Source organism: Lactimicrobium massiliense (genome assembly GCF_900343155.1).
Classification (GTDB): domain Bacteria; phylum Bacillota_I; class Bacilli_A; order Erysipelotrichales; family Erysipelotrichaceae; genus Bulleidia; species Bulleidia massiliensis.
Window position 1 is genome coordinate 296606 of the sequence record NZ_OUNG01000003.1, and the last position, 15919, is coordinate 312524.

Sequence of the window (15919 nt, forward strand, 5' to 3'; positions counted from 1 at the left end):
CGTCAAAAAAGCCTCGGTGTGAAGTGATCACATCGAGACTTTTCCTTTTTCAGCAGCTTTGATAAAACGGGCAGCCATCACTGTAAACAGTTCTGCACTCATGAGCAGATCTTCCGCATGCACAACGGAAAGATCCACATCCTGATCCTCACTTGCCAGCATCGCCGCATGGATACGGTGTGCCTGTACAAACTGCCGCATGCCATCATCCAGCAGCTTTTGTGCATGTTCATACTTACCGGCCAGGCTGGCATCGATCGAAGCCAGACATAACTGCCTGGCTTCATGCAGAAGCGCAGTCAGCTCTGAAATCGAGTCAGTCGAGATCTTCGCCATCGCTGGCAATCACTTTCTGATACCAGCCAAACGAATCTTTCTTACTTCTGGCCAGAGTGCCCTGTCCCTTGTCATCACGATCGACATAGACAAAGCCGTAGCGCTTTCTCATTTCGCCAGTTCCTGCCGAAACAAGATCAATGCATCCCCACATGGTATAACCCATCAGCGGAATGCCATCCAGGCATACCGCATCACGCATGGATGCGATATTCTTGCGCAGATAATCAATCCGGTAGCTGTCATGCACGGAACCATCTGCCTCTTTGACATCATTCCAGCCAATGCCGTTCTCCACAACCCACAAAGGCTTGTGATAGCGGTCATACAGCGTATTCAGGGCAATTCGCAGGCAGTCAGGATCCGTTTCCCATCCCCAGGCATTGCTTTCCAGATACGGATTTTTCACTGCACCAGGCATCATATTGCCAGAGCCTGCCGCTTCCTTGTGGGTAGATACTGTTGAAGAGCCGTAGCAGGAGAAGCTCAGGAAGTCTGCACTGTAATCCTTCAGAAGCTGCAGATCACCAGGTTCCATCTGTACTTTGACGCCTTCACGCTCATACTGCTTCAAACGCCATGCCGGATATGCACCGCCGGTCTGTACATCCGCATAGAACAGCGTATTATGCTGCATTTCCATCACTTTCAGCTGATCCGCAGGATCACACGTGTAAGCATAGGTTGGCTGATAAGCCAGCATCTGTCCGACCTTAATCTCCGGATCAATTTCATGGGCAGCCTTTACCGTCAGGGCGCTTGCCACAAACTGATTGTGGGCACCCTGGGCACGGGACTGCGCATCCCCCGTCATGATGCCGCCTGCCATGAAGGGCATCATATCCATGCAGTTGATCTCATTGAAAGTCAGATAGTACTTCACCTTGCCCTTATAACGCTTCATGACTGTCGTTGCATAGCGGACATAGAAATCCACCAGACGGCGATCCGTCCAGCCGTTGTACGCAATGGCAAGATGCAGCGGCGTCTCATAATGGCTCAGCGTAACAAGCGGCTCAATACCGTACTTTTTGCACTCATCAAACACATCATCATAGAAGCGCAGACCAGCTTCATTGGGCTGTTCATCATCCCCATTGGGATAGATGCGTGCCCAGTTCATGGACAGGCGGAAACACTTGAAGCCCATTTCCCCCATCAGGGCAATATCTTCCTTGTAATGATGATAGAAGTCCGTAGCTGTATGACTCGGATAATATTCGCCATCAACAACTGCCGGCTCTGCCCCCTGCGGGAACTCCATACTGCCGCCAAAAGCCATCGGAATACTGCCGGTTTCACCATCCGGCTTACGCCAGGTAATGCGCCGCGGCGTCGTATGGGAGCCATTGGTAATCACATCTGATGTATTGGGGCCTTTGCCATCCTCATTCCAGGCACCCTCATACTGATTGGCAGCAGTAGCACCGCCCCAAAGAAAATCCTTCGGAAACTTCATCACGCAGCCACCTTCTCTTCCTCGGCAGCCTTCTGCTCCTGCTCATACAGCTGTTTGTCATACACCTTCATAAACGGAATCCAGATCAGCGCATCCGGGATCAGCATAATGTAATCCCAGACAAAGTTATGCCAGCTCAGTGATCCCAGGAAGCCGCCAAAGCCCATCGGCAGCAGCGACATGATGGCAATGTGGCTTGGAACAAGGAAGCCTGTACGCCAGCCAAGGAAGTATGTAATCAGCATATTGACCGGAATGGTCAGTACATACGGAATGCCAAGCACCGGGTTATACATAACCGGGAAGCCGAAGGTAACCGGCTCATTGATGCCAAACCAGCCCGGCACAAGAGCGATCTTTGAAACAGCCTGAATCTGCTTTGACTTTGCCCGGCGCGTGCCCCAGATGACAGCCGGCCATGTATTGCCGGTACCGCCGCAGACAGCCATGCACCCAAACAGGAAGGACGCATTGAAGCCATTGGCAAACGTCAGCTTTGTGCCTGCCGCAAACAGTGCTTCATTGGCAGCGATTGCCTGAATCATCGGTGCCATCAGTACTGAGACAAGAATCATTGTGCCATGGATGCCAAACAGCCACATCAGACCGGCAAGAATGCCGAGAACAATCATGCCAGGCACAGAAATCAGCGCATTCAGCGGGTAAGACAGAATAAACATGAATCCTGCGCACAGACCAAGTGATCCACCCGATACAGCGCGGATGATGATATCAACAAGGTAACACGGAACAACGGCAAACAGCAGCGGGAGAATGGCAGAGAAGCCATTGACCAGGGCAGGCGGACATACATCCGGCATCTTGATGCGGACATTGTGATCCACGCAGAACTTTTCCACCCGGATCGTAACCCAGCAGATCAGGAAGCCGATAAACATGCCCTGCGCGCCAAGATAGGTCATATCCATCACGGATACGCCGGCTTCTGTTACAGAAACAGAAGAAGCGACGATCAGGAAAACAACCGCACTGTCAATACCGGACATGACCGGTGACTTGAGGCCGCAGTTTTTGGCATAGTTGTAGCCAAGCAGGAAGACAAGCCAGATGGAAATCGTATTCATGGTAAATTCATAAGGCTTGTAGATAGTCAGATAGATCGTGGAGTCTGCTGTCCACAGATGGAAAAGATTGCAGCATACAGCATCAATGATTGTGAAGATTGCGCCAACCATAATTGGAGCCATCATTGACATCATTGCTGACTGCAGTGCAGAAACAAACGGATTGGTTGCCAGCTTCTGGCCGCCATTCTGCAGTCCCTGCATGAATTTGGAATTAAAGAAACCGTCCATAGTTACCCCTTTCATTGATCCGTCATCTGACGGACCAGATCTGCAATATGAGAACAATTTCCTGTCGCATAATCAAAGGCATCCAGCACCGCACAAGGAACACCAGACTGACGCCTGACATCCTGCAGCTTATAGCCAACCTGCGGCGCAATCAGCACAGCATCCACACGCTGCCGGCTGTCATACACAAACACTGTTTCCGCCTGAATCGTCCAGTTTAATCCATGGCTCTCACTGTACTGATTCATCTTTTTCACCAGCAGTCCGGATGACATTCCAGCCGCGCACAGAATCATGATCTTCACAGGCACATTGCCCCCATTCACAGTGTGTATTGTATTCGCTTCCATTTCTGTATCAACCTCCCTGCGTATGTCTGAAAATATTTATTTATACACTTAGTCTGTGTATTTCATCCGTTTTTTGCCTGATTTCCGCCTCATTTGCGGAAAGTGTATAAAAATTGTAACGTTTTACCACATTTGTGTATATTCATCTGCGATTCCGTATCGCTGCAAATGCTTTTGTGCAATTGTACAGGTCTGGCAAATCTTTGGCAGGCACATTACAATAGCCCTATGAAACTGATCAGAACATGGGATATCAGCAGTGATGCTTTCTATGATTATCTGGAAAAGAAGATCGCAGAAGAAATCCGGCAGAATACCGGCAGAACGGTTAAAGCACAGGACTTCAGCGGCTTCCGGTACCGTCGCAAAGGTGCTGACGGCGGCGCAGACACTGTCATTGTTATTGATGATTATCAGCGCGGAAAAATCTATCAGGTGACTGCCCGCAGTCTGCAGGAAACCATGACGAATACATTTTCCACAACGCTATTTTCAAATAAATAGTTGATGTACCCGAACAAGTACATCAAGTTAATATCTATAACTTATCATGACTTCAGTTGAGGTGATGATATGCTCGTTAATCAGAATTTCCTGAATTCTTTATCTCCTGTCGAAATTGAATTCATTCGTGTTGGTTTAGAAAAGCTATTCAGAGAGAAAGTAAACTGTACGACAACAAATTACGAGAATCTCTCTTTGCATGTTGAGAAATGTCCTCATTGTGGTTCAACTCACTTTGTTAAGAATGGCTTTAACCCACATAATCGTCAGAAATACAGATGTAAAAAATGCAAATCTGTTTTTATGGCAACAACAGGTACGATGTTTACTCATTCCAGAACAAGCTTTGATATCTGGACTACTTTTATCTCTGGCGAGCTTAACGGAATGACTCTGACTCAGCAGAGTGTAGCTACAGGCTTATCAGTTACTACCTGCTTCAACATGCGTCACAAGTTATATCAGGCTGCAGCAAAGATTCAGAATAATGTGGTCTTAAGTGGAAATGTTGAATTGGATCCTACTTATACCAAAATCAACCTGAAAGGGACCAGGAAGGATAAAATGCCAAGATTCAGCAAACAGCGTGGAAAGCATCGCCGTCATTCAACCAAGCGTGCTTTACCTGGCACCAGCCATCACAAGATCTGCCTGGTAACAGCTATTGATGAGCATGACAATATTCTCTTTAAAATTGGAGGATTAGGCAGAGAGAGTGCAGAAATTCTGAATCAATACAGCTCTCACTTCGCAGCGCATTCAACAATTATCAGTGATGACAGCCATAGCATTCAAACTTTCGTGGGCGATAATCACTTCAACAGTGACATTATTCCATCTAACGGTTATTTAACACCAAAGGGCAATACAGTATCTGAAGTAAACGAGCTTCACTCTGAGCTAAAAAACATGATCAGGCAGAAACATGGTATCAGCACAAGACATCTCCAGGGTTATTTGAATTGGATCGTCATGAAGAAATATTTAAAGTACAGGCTGGACATGCGCAAATGGAAATCAGAAGCATACATGGAAACAATGTTTGAACAGATTCCATTTACCTGTGCGGAGATCCCAAAGCTTAAAATGCCAATTAACCTCTATGAGGCATATAGCTCATGATATTTTGGTGTTTACAGCCTCATCAACTAAATCTTTGAAAATAGCGTTCCACAAAAGAAAAAGACGGCCGCCTGGAAGTCACGATGACAGCCGCCATCAGCGCCTATGACCAGAAAAAGGAAGGCATGTCAGCTCTGAAACGCAGCTTCTATTCCTTTGCCTGGCATTCCCGCATGGCCAGGGTCCTTGGCAGCATGTATGAGGATCTGCTGCGGGAAAAGAACCATCTTCCCGAACCAAAGCCGATGCCCGGCACCAGAACAATGAAGCATCTTTCAGAAAAGCTGTCAGGGAAAAATAATTCCTGACAGCTTTTTACAAATGCTTGAGCATGATAACCAGAGTCACCAGATCATCATCCGCAAACACAAGATGGAAGCCCTTCTCCAGACGGCGCATAATCCTTGCCACATTATTCAGATCATCCCGGCAGGCACGCCATACCTTATCCTTCTGTTCCTTTTCCACCGAAGGTGCCGGCTTTCCGGCAAGAATACGCTCAACCGCACAGGCAATATGAATAAAGATTCCGTCTTCCTGCTGATCATTCAGGCCATAGTCATCCCGCAGCGTATCAACCACTCCCGGCAGCAGTTCCTTCAGCCGGGGAATGGACGCATAACGGAACTCTCCCTGCAGGAATTCATATACCTGATCATAGTTTTTCCCACTAGTGCGCACCGGCGCAAAGGTCAGCACCTGATCCAGCACTTCCTTCGGATTGGCAAAAATACGTGATACCGGAATAAACGGTATGCCAAACATATGCGGATTGAATGTGCCGACAAAAGCATGAACCCAGCATGTCCGCCTCAGTATTTCGATCCTTCTGGCAAGCTGTTCCCTGTTGTCAATCGACATGGCAATCGCCGGCATGCCAAGATGTGAATACTGGTCAATATAGCGTTTGAGCTCCATTGCCCCGCCTTCTCCCGTCTGGCACAGGGTTACAATAACCTGCTGCTTCTTCTCCGGATCCGACCGAAGTTCCCTGTTCTCCAGCATGAAGCCATGATACACATCATCCGCATTGTCTGTCCGCGCACACATTCTGGCAAGATCCAGTCCCCACAGTGTCACCGGCATATAGATGCACCGGATGACTGTTTTTACAGCAGCAGAAATACTCTCCAGCATGGCCCTGAAGGAACCCATATCATAGATCGCCACGATCCCGGCACCACGGTCAATGCGGCGTACAAGCTGTTCCAGCTGCTGCCTTGCCAGGGAGGGATCTTTGTCCAGATCCATATCAAATCCATAGGCATTATGCAGATGCGTCAGGGCATTGGTCGCATCGGCAAGAGCAGCGGCTGCCCCAGAGCCATGAAAGGCATACAGCAGCACGGGATGATTCTCCTGGTGGGAATGAACAAGCAGATATTCTGCCAGATCTGCAATCTCTTTTGTGTTCAGTTCAAGGCCAATGGCATCATACAGCGTCCTGGCAAGAGAAAAGGCACACTGGTATTCCTCCGCATGATTTTCCACCACATCCTGCAGTTTGTCATCAGGCAGCACCGAAGGCTGAAAAGATCTGTGCGAATAGGCATTCAGATGCAGGCAGATGCCATAAAAGACCTGTGGTGCAAAACTGCGGTGCAGCGTCTCCTTTGTCTTTTCCAGCCAGATCGACACCATCTGAATCAGGCGGGGATCCACCACCTTAGCCAGCTCCCCTGTTTCAGACATTTCTGCATTTTCGGAAGGCAGACGCCTTTCATCCTCCTGCCTGACGATCTGATAAATCTCCTTCCGCATGGCATCAAAACTGAGAAATCCAAGTTTATGATCAAACTGCAGCACATCCCCGGAAACCAGCTCTTTCAACGAGCGCATCTGCCGCCCTGCCGCCACACTGTAATCCTTCACTGCAGCAGACAGATCATTCACAACAACATGCATCACAGGTCTTTCCTGCCCAGCACAGCGCCGATAGGCAAGCGCACAGGCAGAGCGTATCTCATGCTGCAGAACCTGCAGCTTTTCCTTCTGCTCATACAGCACAAAATCCAGAAATGCTTCCCGGGAAATATCCAGATCACATCCAGTATTCTTTGCCTCCTGAGCAAGAATCATCTCCACAATGCGCATCTGTTCCTTCATGCCAAAAGCAGAAAGCGGAGGCAGCACAATCACCGGGGCGCCACTGTCTTCATTTTTTACATGCGGCACAGAGAAAACCCAGATGCGTTCCTTCTGATGGCAGGCAGCATCAACCAGGCGTGCCATCTCCTGAGGCGCAGGTACCTCTGTGTGCGTCACCAGCACCATGCCCGCATCACTTTTGACTTCCTTCTGCAGGCTGGCCGCATCCGGCTGAACCAGGGCACAATTGAGCAGCTGCCATCCAGTCCCATCCGAAAGCACCCTGTTCTGGCAGGCAAAGGCATACATCAGACGGGCAAAAGCAAAACCCAGCGTCTCATCCTGGCCAGCCAGCATCAGGGCGCCGGGCCGGCTGGGATACAGCAGATACGCCTGGGCGGCCTCAATCGCACCGGCAAGAACCGTATCCGCACCAATCAGCTTGTCAAAGACAGAAGCAGTGCTGTCCTGGCTGTCAGCCGGCAGTCCATAGGCAACCGGACGGTGTCCCGTCTTGGTCAGTCTGCCCTCCTTCACCAGAGCATTCAGCGCACTGGACACATTGGAACGCTGCAGGCCAAGAGCCAGAGCAACCTGTTCCGTCGTGATGCCATCCATCCTGCCAGTCAGCACACTCTGCTGCACATAGACAAATATTTCTTCTTTCTTGCGTTTCACGTCCTATATTGTACCAGAACAGGAGCACAGAAAAACCCGGGCACCCCGGGTCAGTCAACCAGAATGGAACCTCCGATAAATTCGCGCAGAATCGAATTATTGGCAATGCAGGCATCATCCGGCATCACCGCAAAGAATTTCAGGAATTCAATCATTCTCTGTGCCTCCGGATACTGATCACTGCTGGGATCAATCTGTCTCAGCAGCGGATCAGCATATTTCTTCAGCGCCGCAATCTCATAGACAAGCGAAGAATTAAAGAAGGCATCCGCCGTATCATTATACGGAAAGATCCACTTCTCCTCGCCCCTGCGCACACTTGCCCAGTCATGCAGTGTCAGCGCAGCGGAACGATTGCGCGTTCTGGCATCCCGCACAATCCTTCTCAGCATGCGGGCGTCCGTCGTCGGCACCCGGTGGTGAGGATCAATCGAGATGGATGTCAGCGGCGAAATATAGATGCGGAACTTTTCATCATCCGCAATTCCCCCTGTCAGAGCCGGATTCAGGCCATGAATGCCCTCCATCACAATCGGCTGGCTGCTTTCAATCGAAGTGATGCGGCGTCCATAGACCTTCTTTCCCGTAATAAAGTCAAAAGTCGGCAGATCCACTTTCTTTCCCGCCAGCAGATCATTCATCTGCGCTGTAAACAGATCCGTATCCACAGCATCCAGCGATTCAAAATCCAGATTGCCATTTTCATCCGGAATCAGCTCGTCCCTGTTTTTAAAATAATCATCGGTGCCAAGATACAAAGGATGCAGACCGCACACCCGCAGCTGAATGCACAGACGGCGGGCAAAGGAAGTCTTGCCAGAGGAAGAAGGACCGGCAATCAGCACCATCCTCTTTTTCTGCTGCGCTATGCGCTGGGCAATTTCACCAATCTTCTTTTCATGCAGGGCTTCTGAAAGCATGACAACTTCCTGATAGTCCCCCTTCATGCATGCATTGAGATCCCCGGCATAATCAATCGACAGCAGATGTTCCCAATGCGTTTCCTCAGCAAAGGCATCATACAGCAGCTTCTGCTCCACAAATGGTGCAATGTGGTCCGGATCAGACTGCAATGGAAACTGCAGCAGAATGCCATTGCGGTACCTCTTCAGCGAAAATGGCTCGCAATAGCGGCTTGAGGGAAGCAGATGCACATAGAACAGATCTTCACAGCCGGCAAACCGGCACAGGCTGGCACTCTCCAGAGAGTCACTTGTCTGCATCAGACGCAGCCGCCTTCCCTGTGAATGCGGCAATTGCTTCAGATGATCCATCATCTCCTGCCTTGTCAGCTTCTCTTCCTGAAACGGCAGATCCTGCCGCACAAGATCATGCATCACCTGTTCAATTCTGGCAGTATCATCACTGTTCAGCGTTGCCCTGACCGTTGTATACAAACCTTTGCTCAAAGAATTCAGCACCGTAATATGGGCTTCTCTGCCAAGCACTCTGTGCACTGCCTCCATATACAGGAAAATCAGAGAAGACTGGAAGGACATGTTGGCATAGTTATCCCGCAGATCCAGCAGGTCCAGATGACAGCTCTTTGTCAGCACAGTATCCAGACGCATATTGACATTATTGATCCGGCAGGAAAGGATGGCATGGGGATAGTTTCCCATGGCAATCACCTCAGGCACACTGGTACCTTCCTTTACCTGCAGGTAATGCTCCTGACCATCCGGATCCTTCAAAAACAAATCAATCATTCTATCTATTTACTCTTTTTCTTTCCAAACCGGGTATCAAATACAACTGCCTGTCTTGTTCCCTTATGACGATGCGGCTGATCCGGTGCACCCTTGGTCAGCTTCATGCACTCATCCTGGCAGGACAGCGGCTCCGCAGCCGAATGCACCTTGCGGTAGCGGCCTGTGGTACCCATGACACGTGCCTTGACATTATCCTTCAGGCACAGATCCACATAAGCCAGAATCCGCTTGCGGATCTCTGCATCCTTGATCGGGCAGGCAATCTCCACACGTCTCTCCGTGTTTCTGGTCATAAAGTCAGCCGAAGAGATATACATACGCTGGTTTCTGCCTGTGCCAAAAATATATATGCGGGAATGTTCCAGATAGCGTCCTACAATCGAACGGATATGAATGTTTTCAGTCTTTCCTTTGATACCCGGCAGAAGACAGGAAATACCGCGGATGACCATATCAATCCTGACACCAGCCTGAGAGGCCTCAATCAAAGTGCCAATGAGATCCTCATCCGTCAATCCATTGATCTTGACAAAGATGTACCCTTTTGGCCCCTTCTTTGTTTCACGTTCAATCAATTCCAGCAGCGTCGGCTTCAAAGACACCGGTGCCACCAGCAGAGACTTATAGGTGCCATCCAGCTTGCCAATCATCATGTTCTGGAAGAAGTTGACTGCATCCGCAATGATTGCTTTGTCTGCAGTTAAGAAGGCAAGATCGGTATACTGCTTGGCTGTATTCTCGTTGAAATTGCCAGTTGCCACCAGTGCGACATGCTGAGGCTTGCCGCTGTCATCCTTGCGGGTGATCAGGCAGATCTTGGAATGCACCTTGTAGTGTTCAAAACCATAGAAGACATTGCAGCCGGAATCCTCCAGCTTCTGGGAATAGTCGATATTATTCTGCTCGTCAAAACGTGCTTTCAGCTCAATCAGCACATCGACTTCCTTGCCATTCTCTGCAGCCTGGCACAGGTACTCCACCAGACGGGCATGGGAGGCAAGACGGTAGATCGTGATCTTGATCGCGACAACATTATCATCATCTGCACTCTGCTTCACCAGATTCAAAAATGGTGCCATGGATTCATATGGATAAGACAGCAGAACATCTTTCTTCAGAATCTGATCAAACAGCGGCTGATGATAGTCGAAGGCAGGAGAGAGCTTTGGCTCATAGGGCGGATACAGATACTTCTTCTGCTGTTCTTCATTCAGGCAGCGGCCCAGTGAGAACGCATACTTCAAAGAGAATGGAACGGTGCAGACAAACTGCATCTGCGCATTGACATCCAGATGGCGGAACAGATACTTGCCAAGGGCACGGGAAGGATGGTCAGACAGCACAATACGGGTGACATGCATCTTACGGCGCTCCTTGAGCACCTTGAGCATCTTCTTCCGATAGTCATGAATATCATCAAACGCTTCATCTTCCGGATCAATATAAGCAGAACGCGCAATCTTGAATTTCAGTGTCTCCTGAATCTGTGCATCTGGGAACAGCGATCCGGCATAATAGCGCACCAGATCTTCGGTATGCACAAAGCGCAGCTGCTGTTCATTAGGCAGAATGACGATATCACTCAGACTCGGCGGAATCGCCACAAAGCCAAACACACCATGCTTTTTCAAACGGATCACAGCGGCAATATAGATATGATCATTCAGCAGGTTCGGGAATGGATGGTGGGTATCCACAATCTGGGCTGTCAATACCGGTTCGACCATGGTCTTGTAATACTTCTTGAGGTACTTCTGCTCGTCCTTGGTCACCTCATCCATGTCCAGATCACAGATGCCTTCTTTTGCCATCTCCTGGCGCAGCTGGGCATAGACCTTGTCACGTTTGCGGCACCCACGTCTTGCGGCTGGATAAATCGCATCCAACTGCCCCTTCGCCGTCAGGCCGGACTTATTATCCACGGCATCAAACTTGACTTTCTCCATATCATAGAGAGAGCCGACTCTGACCCGGAAGAACTCGGTCAGGTTGGAAGTGTAGATCGAGACAAACTTCAGTCTCTCCAGCAGCGGCACGCTTTCGTCTTTTGCCTCATTCAGCACGCGGTCATCAAAGCGCAGCCAGGAAATTTCACGGTTCTGCGTGCAGCCCATTTCATATAAGTCTTTGATCATATTGTCACCACCCCACTTTAGCTATCTTATCAGCCGATTGTAAATGCCTTGTAAAATACAGCAAATGATCTGCAGCACTATCGATCTGAAAGCCATTTGCTTTCAGAACAGCAATGCTTTCCACATTATCCCTCTCCACTCTTGCCCACAGATCCATCGGATGCCTCTGGCAGAACAGGCACACGGCCATACTGGCAAAGCCATGATGACGCCATGGTTTCCGGATCCGGTAGCTGATCTCACCATGATCCGCAGAAACCATGCCAATGCATGCAGAGCCAAGACAGACCAGCTCATGCACCGCACCATCCTGCAGGCATGCAGTCACAAACAGACAGCACGCTTCATCGGGCATCGCAAAGTCAAACAAATTCCGCACAACGTTTTCATCCTGTTTCTGTATCCTGCGCAAAGTGACGGATTCTGTCTGTTTCATTGTCAACACTTCCCCATTTTACACCCAAACACCGCCGCCAATGCGTCACACATGCAAATCCTGCTATAATGTCAGACGTATCCGGAGGATGTCAATGAAAAAGATTCTTACCATGCAGGATCTCTCCTGTGTCGGCAAATGTTCCCTGACCGCAGCACTGCCAGTGATCAGTGCCATGGGCATTGAATGCGCAGTCCTGCCAACAGCAGTCTTATCTACTCATACCGCCTTTTCCCATTTTACCTTTCTTGATCTGACCGGCGACCTGGAAAAGATCATCCATGTATGGAAACAGGAACATTTTGCCTTTGATGCCATCTATACAGGCTATCTTGGCTCCCTTGACCAGATTGCCATTGCGGCCGGACTGTTTGCACAGTTCGGAAAAGACCGCCTGCGGCTGGTAGATCCCTGCATGGGAGATGAAGGAAAACTGTATCCGGGCTTTGGCACAGGCTTTGTTCAGGCAATGAAATCCCTGTGTGCAAAAGCAGATGTCATCGTACCAAATGTCTGTGAAGCGTGCTTCCTGCTGGACATGCCATACAACCCCTCCCCCGATGAGGCACAGCTGAAATATATGTGCAGTGCATTATGTGCCAATGGTGCCCAGACAGCCGTCATCACCGGCGTATCCAGAGAGGCAGGAAAGCTTGGTGCCTTTGCTTACAGCAGGAAAGAAGACAGGTTCTTCTGGGCCATGGCAAAGGAACAGCCCGTTCATTTTCACGGCACAGGAGATCTGTTTGCCTCGGTGCTGACAGCAGGACTTACAAAGGGCATGGCAATGGAAGATGCACTCCAGCTGGCCTGTGAATTCATCTCCCGGAGCATTGAAGCAACCCTGCAGGAGAAAGATCACAATGACTACGGCGTCAACTTTGAGCAGGTACTGCCTTGGCTTTGCCGGCAGTGTGCAGAGATAAAGGAACAGAACAATGGATAAAAAACACGAAAAGATGCTGGCCAAGGCACAGCAGTATGCGGCCAATGCTGTGATTACGTATGAAGGCATTGCCCAGATGTTTGACAAAGATCCTTCCTTCTCAGAACCATTGCTTAAAGCAGCACGCAGCCGCCAGAAAACCATCACTGCTCTGGCCGTGATCACAAAGAAGGAAGTGACCGGCACAGATTCCGACCTGAAGTTTCTCAAGCGCTGGTCCATACTCGGAAAGCGCAGGCTGTTTCTTGATATGGCAGGCAGTGAGAAAGAACAGGGAGATGTTCTGCGCGAGCTTGCCAAAGAATATCCAGCTTTGAAAACACATGCACAGGACTATTACCTGCAGGCATCCGCATTGACCAGAATGGCAGACCGCCTGAAACACAAGAAAAAGAAGAAATGACAGGAATATCGGAAGGCAGCATCGCTTTCCGGTATTTCTTTATGCATCCAGACCTGGATCCAGCAGCCAATCAACTGCATTGACCACTTGAATACCATTGTAATTTCCCAGAGAAAAGCGATCCAGCGTCAGTATTGTCTTGGGATAATTATCCTTTATTTGTTCAAACGGCTTCATTTCACGCTCAAATGTTTTCTGATCCGTAAGACTCGCCGTGACCTGATAATAACGGTAAAGGGGCTGTAACGAATAAGATCATTTGACATAGTTAAGTCAATGAATCTTGGCGTTGCAGCACCTTTATTTTGCCTATTTTCCGATCCAATCTTTGTATCGAGTAACCTGTTTTACTTCTTCTTTGACTTATAAATATGTTTCCGATCGGGCTGAAGACTGGGAAGCTGGAAGGCGGAGCTGATTATTTCAGCAACAACATTTGAACCCGCTGAAAATAATTAAGAGGCATATCGCTGGAACGGAATTCACTTCTTTTTTCAGTGAGTCCAGAGAATGCGACTGAAAAGCTATCTGACTCTGCCTGCGGGGATAATCATAAAAAGAGAAGCCAGATTGGTGACTTCTCTTTACTTATCTTCTTTCGCTACTCGTAATGCCCTTTGCAAGAGATTATTCTGATTCGTCCTTCAGAGTAATCATAAACCAGACGGTCTTCTTCGTTAATTCTCCTACTCCAGAATCCACTGAGATTTCCTTTCAACGGCTCCGGCTTGCCAATCCCTTCATAGGGATTTCGCTGCGCATCTTTGATGAGCGTGTTAATCCGTTTTACAGTTTTCTTGTCTACTGTCTGCCAGAACAGATAATCCGCCCAGCCTCTATCTTCCCACAAGACTCCCATCAATCATTATTCTCCAACAGCTCATGCTCAGAAAAGTGTGCTTTTCCAGTTTTAATATCATCAGCAATGCCATTAAGATAACGCATGTTACTGTCAGAGTAAAATGGATCTGCCGATACATCAAACGGTATTCTATGTTCCCTAGTCATCTTCTTCGCATAGATTGTAAATGCTGTGGTCATCGACATTCCAAGTTCATCACATACTTCTTCCATACTCTTCTTCAAGTCAGAGTCCATTCTGAAATTCACGTTAGAAACATTTGTCATAGTGTAGACCTCCTTTTCTTCTCTTATTTCACTCTAATTATAGCGTATGTGTTGCTATATGCAAGCAATATCATTACAATGCAATGAAAATGCTTTATATTAAATAAGAGATATTATAGTAAGGTAATTTATTTTGCGGGTTCAAATCAATTAACTGGAAAAAGAGTATGCGGGAGCAGCGGATCGGAGTGAATGATATTGTCAATGCAGACTTGAAGCGGCGAGAAGCACATGGGCATCTGCGAATTGGCAGCATTTACAATCGCATCGAGCTGTAACGTTGTGATATCTCTCTGCCAGAGAACAAGACGCTGATCCGACCTTGCCGGCGACAGAGCCGTTGCATCTGTGATCAGCTTTTCCTCTGCATGGCATATCCTGCATACTCCGGCATTTCTGCTTCCAGATACTTACCGAACGCCTCGAGAACCTCGCCGATGTCTGCCCTCATCCTTCACAAAACTGTCATCGCAGCGACGCCTCGTGGTCATTTCTTATCGAATCCGCTTCCCTGGAAGCACTGATCAACATTGAGCTGATGGGATCGCCGCGTACCGGTTGATCCAGAAATTTCGGCACCAGTATCCCCAGAATTCTTCCATCGTCTGATACGGATAGAAGCCTCCGGAATACATATCCCGAATGCTATTTTGATCAAAGATCATTTTTGGACCATTTGTCATGATCGTATCTGGATTATTTATCCCGATACCGGAATATTCTTTGAATATATTAATGTTATATCCCGATTTCGGGATGCTGTTTGCTGCTGCTATTTTATCCTGTCATGACATGAATATCCTGTTTATGATCGTGATGCCCATTGCCGTACTGCTGCTGATTGTCTCCCTGATCCTGAATATGACCATGATTTTCATGCCAGCAGCCGTCTCTGGCTATGCCTATTACTTCAGCTGGCTTTTACTGACATCCTCTTTGTTTGTCATCTTTCTGCTTCTGATCATCCGCTGTCTGCACAAAGACCCGATGACCCTGCATCTTCCGGACGGAAAAGGAACATCTGGGGAATCGTATTCTTTCTGGCTCTGGATCTGCTTGCCTTCTATTTCATGCGGCCGCTTGCCATGGATATCCCATCTCTTTTTCATCCATCCACTGTCGAAATCACAGAGCCTGACTTTGATGTTTCCCCAGGCAACGAAGATAATTATGACTGCCTTTCCGGAAAAGATGAATATGGCAGTTCTTATACATTCCACCTGCCTTCACAGCAGTATCATGCCTGCCAGAACGCCTGTGAATCAAAAGAAAATGCTGTGATAGAAGTTACGTATCTTCCTCACAG

17 protein-coding genes are annotated in these 15919 nt (G+C 48.5%); 6 read left to right on the top strand and 11 right to left on the bottom strand.

Features of this window, described 5'->3' with window-relative positions:
- Positions 1-27 precede the first annotated feature (27 nt).
- Genes DHU66_RS07195 through DHU66_RS07210 form a run of 4 tightly spaced genes read right to left on the bottom strand, consistent with a single transcriptional unit; the run spans position 28 to position 3461 of the window.
- Positions 28-336, bottom strand: coding sequence for a PTS lactose/cellobiose transporter subunit IIA (locus DHU66_RS07195; RefSeq protein ID WP_108775183.1), 309 nt, complete (start codon positions 334-336; stop codon positions 28-30).
- Positions 317-1795: a glycoside hydrolase family 1 protein gene (locus tag DHU66_RS07200; RefSeq protein WP_108775184.1), complete on the bottom strand. Its 1479-nt coding sequence runs from the start codon at positions 1793-1795 to the stop codon at positions 317-319. Before DHU66_RS07200 ends, DHU66_RS07195 begins: the two co-directional genes overlap by 20 nt.
- Positions 1795-3126 carry a PTS sugar transporter subunit IIC gene (locus DHU66_RS07205; protein WP_245309440.1) on the bottom strand — a complete coding sequence of 444 codons (1332 nt, stop codon included), beginning with the start codon at positions 3124-3126 and terminating at the stop codon, positions 1795-1797. The genes DHU66_RS07200 and DHU66_RS07205 overlap by 1 nt, the downstream gene beginning before the upstream one ends.
- Positions 3123-3461 (bottom strand): PTS sugar transporter subunit IIB, encoded by a 339-nt coding sequence (locus DHU66_RS07210; RefSeq protein ID WP_108775186.1) that lies wholly within the window; start codon positions 3459-3461, stop codon positions 3123-3125. The genes DHU66_RS07205 and DHU66_RS07210 overlap by 4 nt, the downstream gene beginning before the upstream one ends.
- Positions 3462-3689: 228 nt before the next feature.
- On the opposite strand from DHU66_RS07210, the gene DHU66_RS07215 reads away from it, so the two are divergent.
- The 3 genes from DHU66_RS07215 to DHU66_RS07225 all read left to right on the top strand — a co-directional run bounded on the left by DHU66_RS07215 (position 3690) and on the right by DHU66_RS07225 (position 5395).
- Positions 3690-3965 carry a DUF3284 domain-containing protein gene (locus DHU66_RS07215; RefSeq protein WP_167836311.1) on the top strand — a complete coding sequence of 92 codons (276 nt, stop codon included), beginning with the start codon at positions 3690-3692 and terminating at the stop codon, positions 3963-3965.
- Positions 3966-4034: 69 nt separating this feature from the next.
- A complete protein-coding gene (locus DHU66_RS07220) occupies positions 4035-5087 on the top strand; it encodes an IS1595 family transposase (RefSeq protein ID WP_108773885.1) in 1053 nt (350 codons plus the stop codon).
- An 83-nt stretch (positions 5088-5170) separates the two neighbouring features.
- A complete protein-coding gene (locus DHU66_RS07225; protein WP_108775188.1) occupies positions 5171-5395 on the top strand; it encodes a hypothetical protein in 225 nt (74 codons plus the stop codon).
- A 7-nt stretch (positions 5396-5402) separates the two neighbouring features.
- Here DHU66_RS07225 and DHU66_RS07230 read toward each other — a convergent pair whose 3' ends face one another.
- Genes DHU66_RS07230 through DHU66_RS07245 form a run of 4 tightly spaced genes read right to left on the bottom strand, consistent with a single transcriptional unit; the run spans position 5403 to position 12136 of the window.
- Positions 5403-7853 (bottom strand): PRD domain-containing protein, encoded by a 2451-nt coding sequence (locus DHU66_RS07230; protein ID WP_108775189.1) that lies wholly within the window; start codon positions 7851-7853, stop codon positions 5403-5405.
- Positions 7854-7903: 50 nt separating this feature from the next.
- The gene (locus tag DHU66_RS07235) at positions 7904-9562 is read right to left on the bottom strand and encodes a nucleoside kinase (protein WP_108775190.1); all 1659 of its coding nucleotides are present in this window, start codon (positions 9560-9562) and stop codon (positions 7904-7906) included.
- Positions 9563-9567: 5 nt separating this feature from the next.
- On the bottom strand, positions 9568-11700 hold the full coding sequence (gene ppk1, locus DHU66_RS07240; RefSeq protein ID WP_108775191.1) for a polyphosphate kinase 1: 2133 nt from the start codon (positions 11698-11700) through the stop codon (positions 9568-9570).
- A 4-nt stretch (positions 11701-11704) separates the two neighbouring features.
- Positions 11705-12136: a GNAT family N-acetyltransferase gene (locus DHU66_RS07245; protein ID WP_108775192.1), complete on the bottom strand. Its 432-nt coding sequence runs from the start codon at positions 12134-12136 to the stop codon at positions 11705-11707.
- Positions 12137-12230: 94 nt separating this feature from the next.
- Between DHU66_RS07245 and DHU66_RS07250 the strand changes: the two genes are divergently transcribed.
- Positions 12231-13082 carry a pyridoxamine kinase gene (locus DHU66_RS07250; protein WP_108775193.1) on the top strand — a complete coding sequence of 284 codons (852 nt, stop codon included), beginning with the start codon at positions 12231-12233 and terminating at the stop codon, positions 13080-13082.
- Positions 13075-13485: a hypothetical protein gene (locus DHU66_RS07255; RefSeq protein WP_108775194.1), complete on the top strand. Its 411-nt coding sequence runs from the start codon at positions 13075-13077 to the stop codon at positions 13483-13485. Before DHU66_RS07250 ends, DHU66_RS07255 begins: the two co-directional genes overlap by 8 nt.
- A gap of 39 nt (positions 13486-13524) precedes the next feature.
- On the opposite strand, the gene DHU66_RS07260 is transcribed toward DHU66_RS07255, so the two are convergent.
- The 3 genes from DHU66_RS07260 to DHU66_RS07270 form a co-directional block, all read right to left on the bottom strand.
- On the bottom strand, positions 13525-13662 hold the full coding sequence (locus tag DHU66_RS07260) for a hypothetical protein (RefSeq protein WP_209451766.1): 138 nt from the start codon (positions 13660-13662) through the stop codon (positions 13525-13527).
- Positions 13663-14086: 424 nt separating this feature from the next.
- Positions 14087-14344: a Txe/YoeB family addiction module toxin gene (locus tag DHU66_RS07265; protein ID WP_108775195.1), complete on the bottom strand. Its 258-nt coding sequence runs from the start codon at positions 14342-14344 to the stop codon at positions 14087-14089.
- Positions 14344-14613 (bottom strand): type II toxin-antitoxin system RelB/DinJ family antitoxin, encoded by a 270-nt coding sequence (locus DHU66_RS07270; protein WP_108775196.1) that lies wholly within the window; start codon positions 14611-14613, stop codon positions 14344-14346. Before DHU66_RS07270 ends, DHU66_RS07265 begins: the two co-directional genes overlap by 1 nt.
- Before the next feature lie 792 nt (positions 14614-15405).
- On the opposite strand from DHU66_RS07270, the gene DHU66_RS07285 reads away from it, so the two are divergent.
- Entirely contained in the window at positions 15406-15894 is a 489-nt protein-coding gene (locus tag DHU66_RS07285) for a hypothetical protein (protein WP_108775197.1), read from the top strand.
- Positions 15895-15919 lie beyond the last annotated feature (25 nt).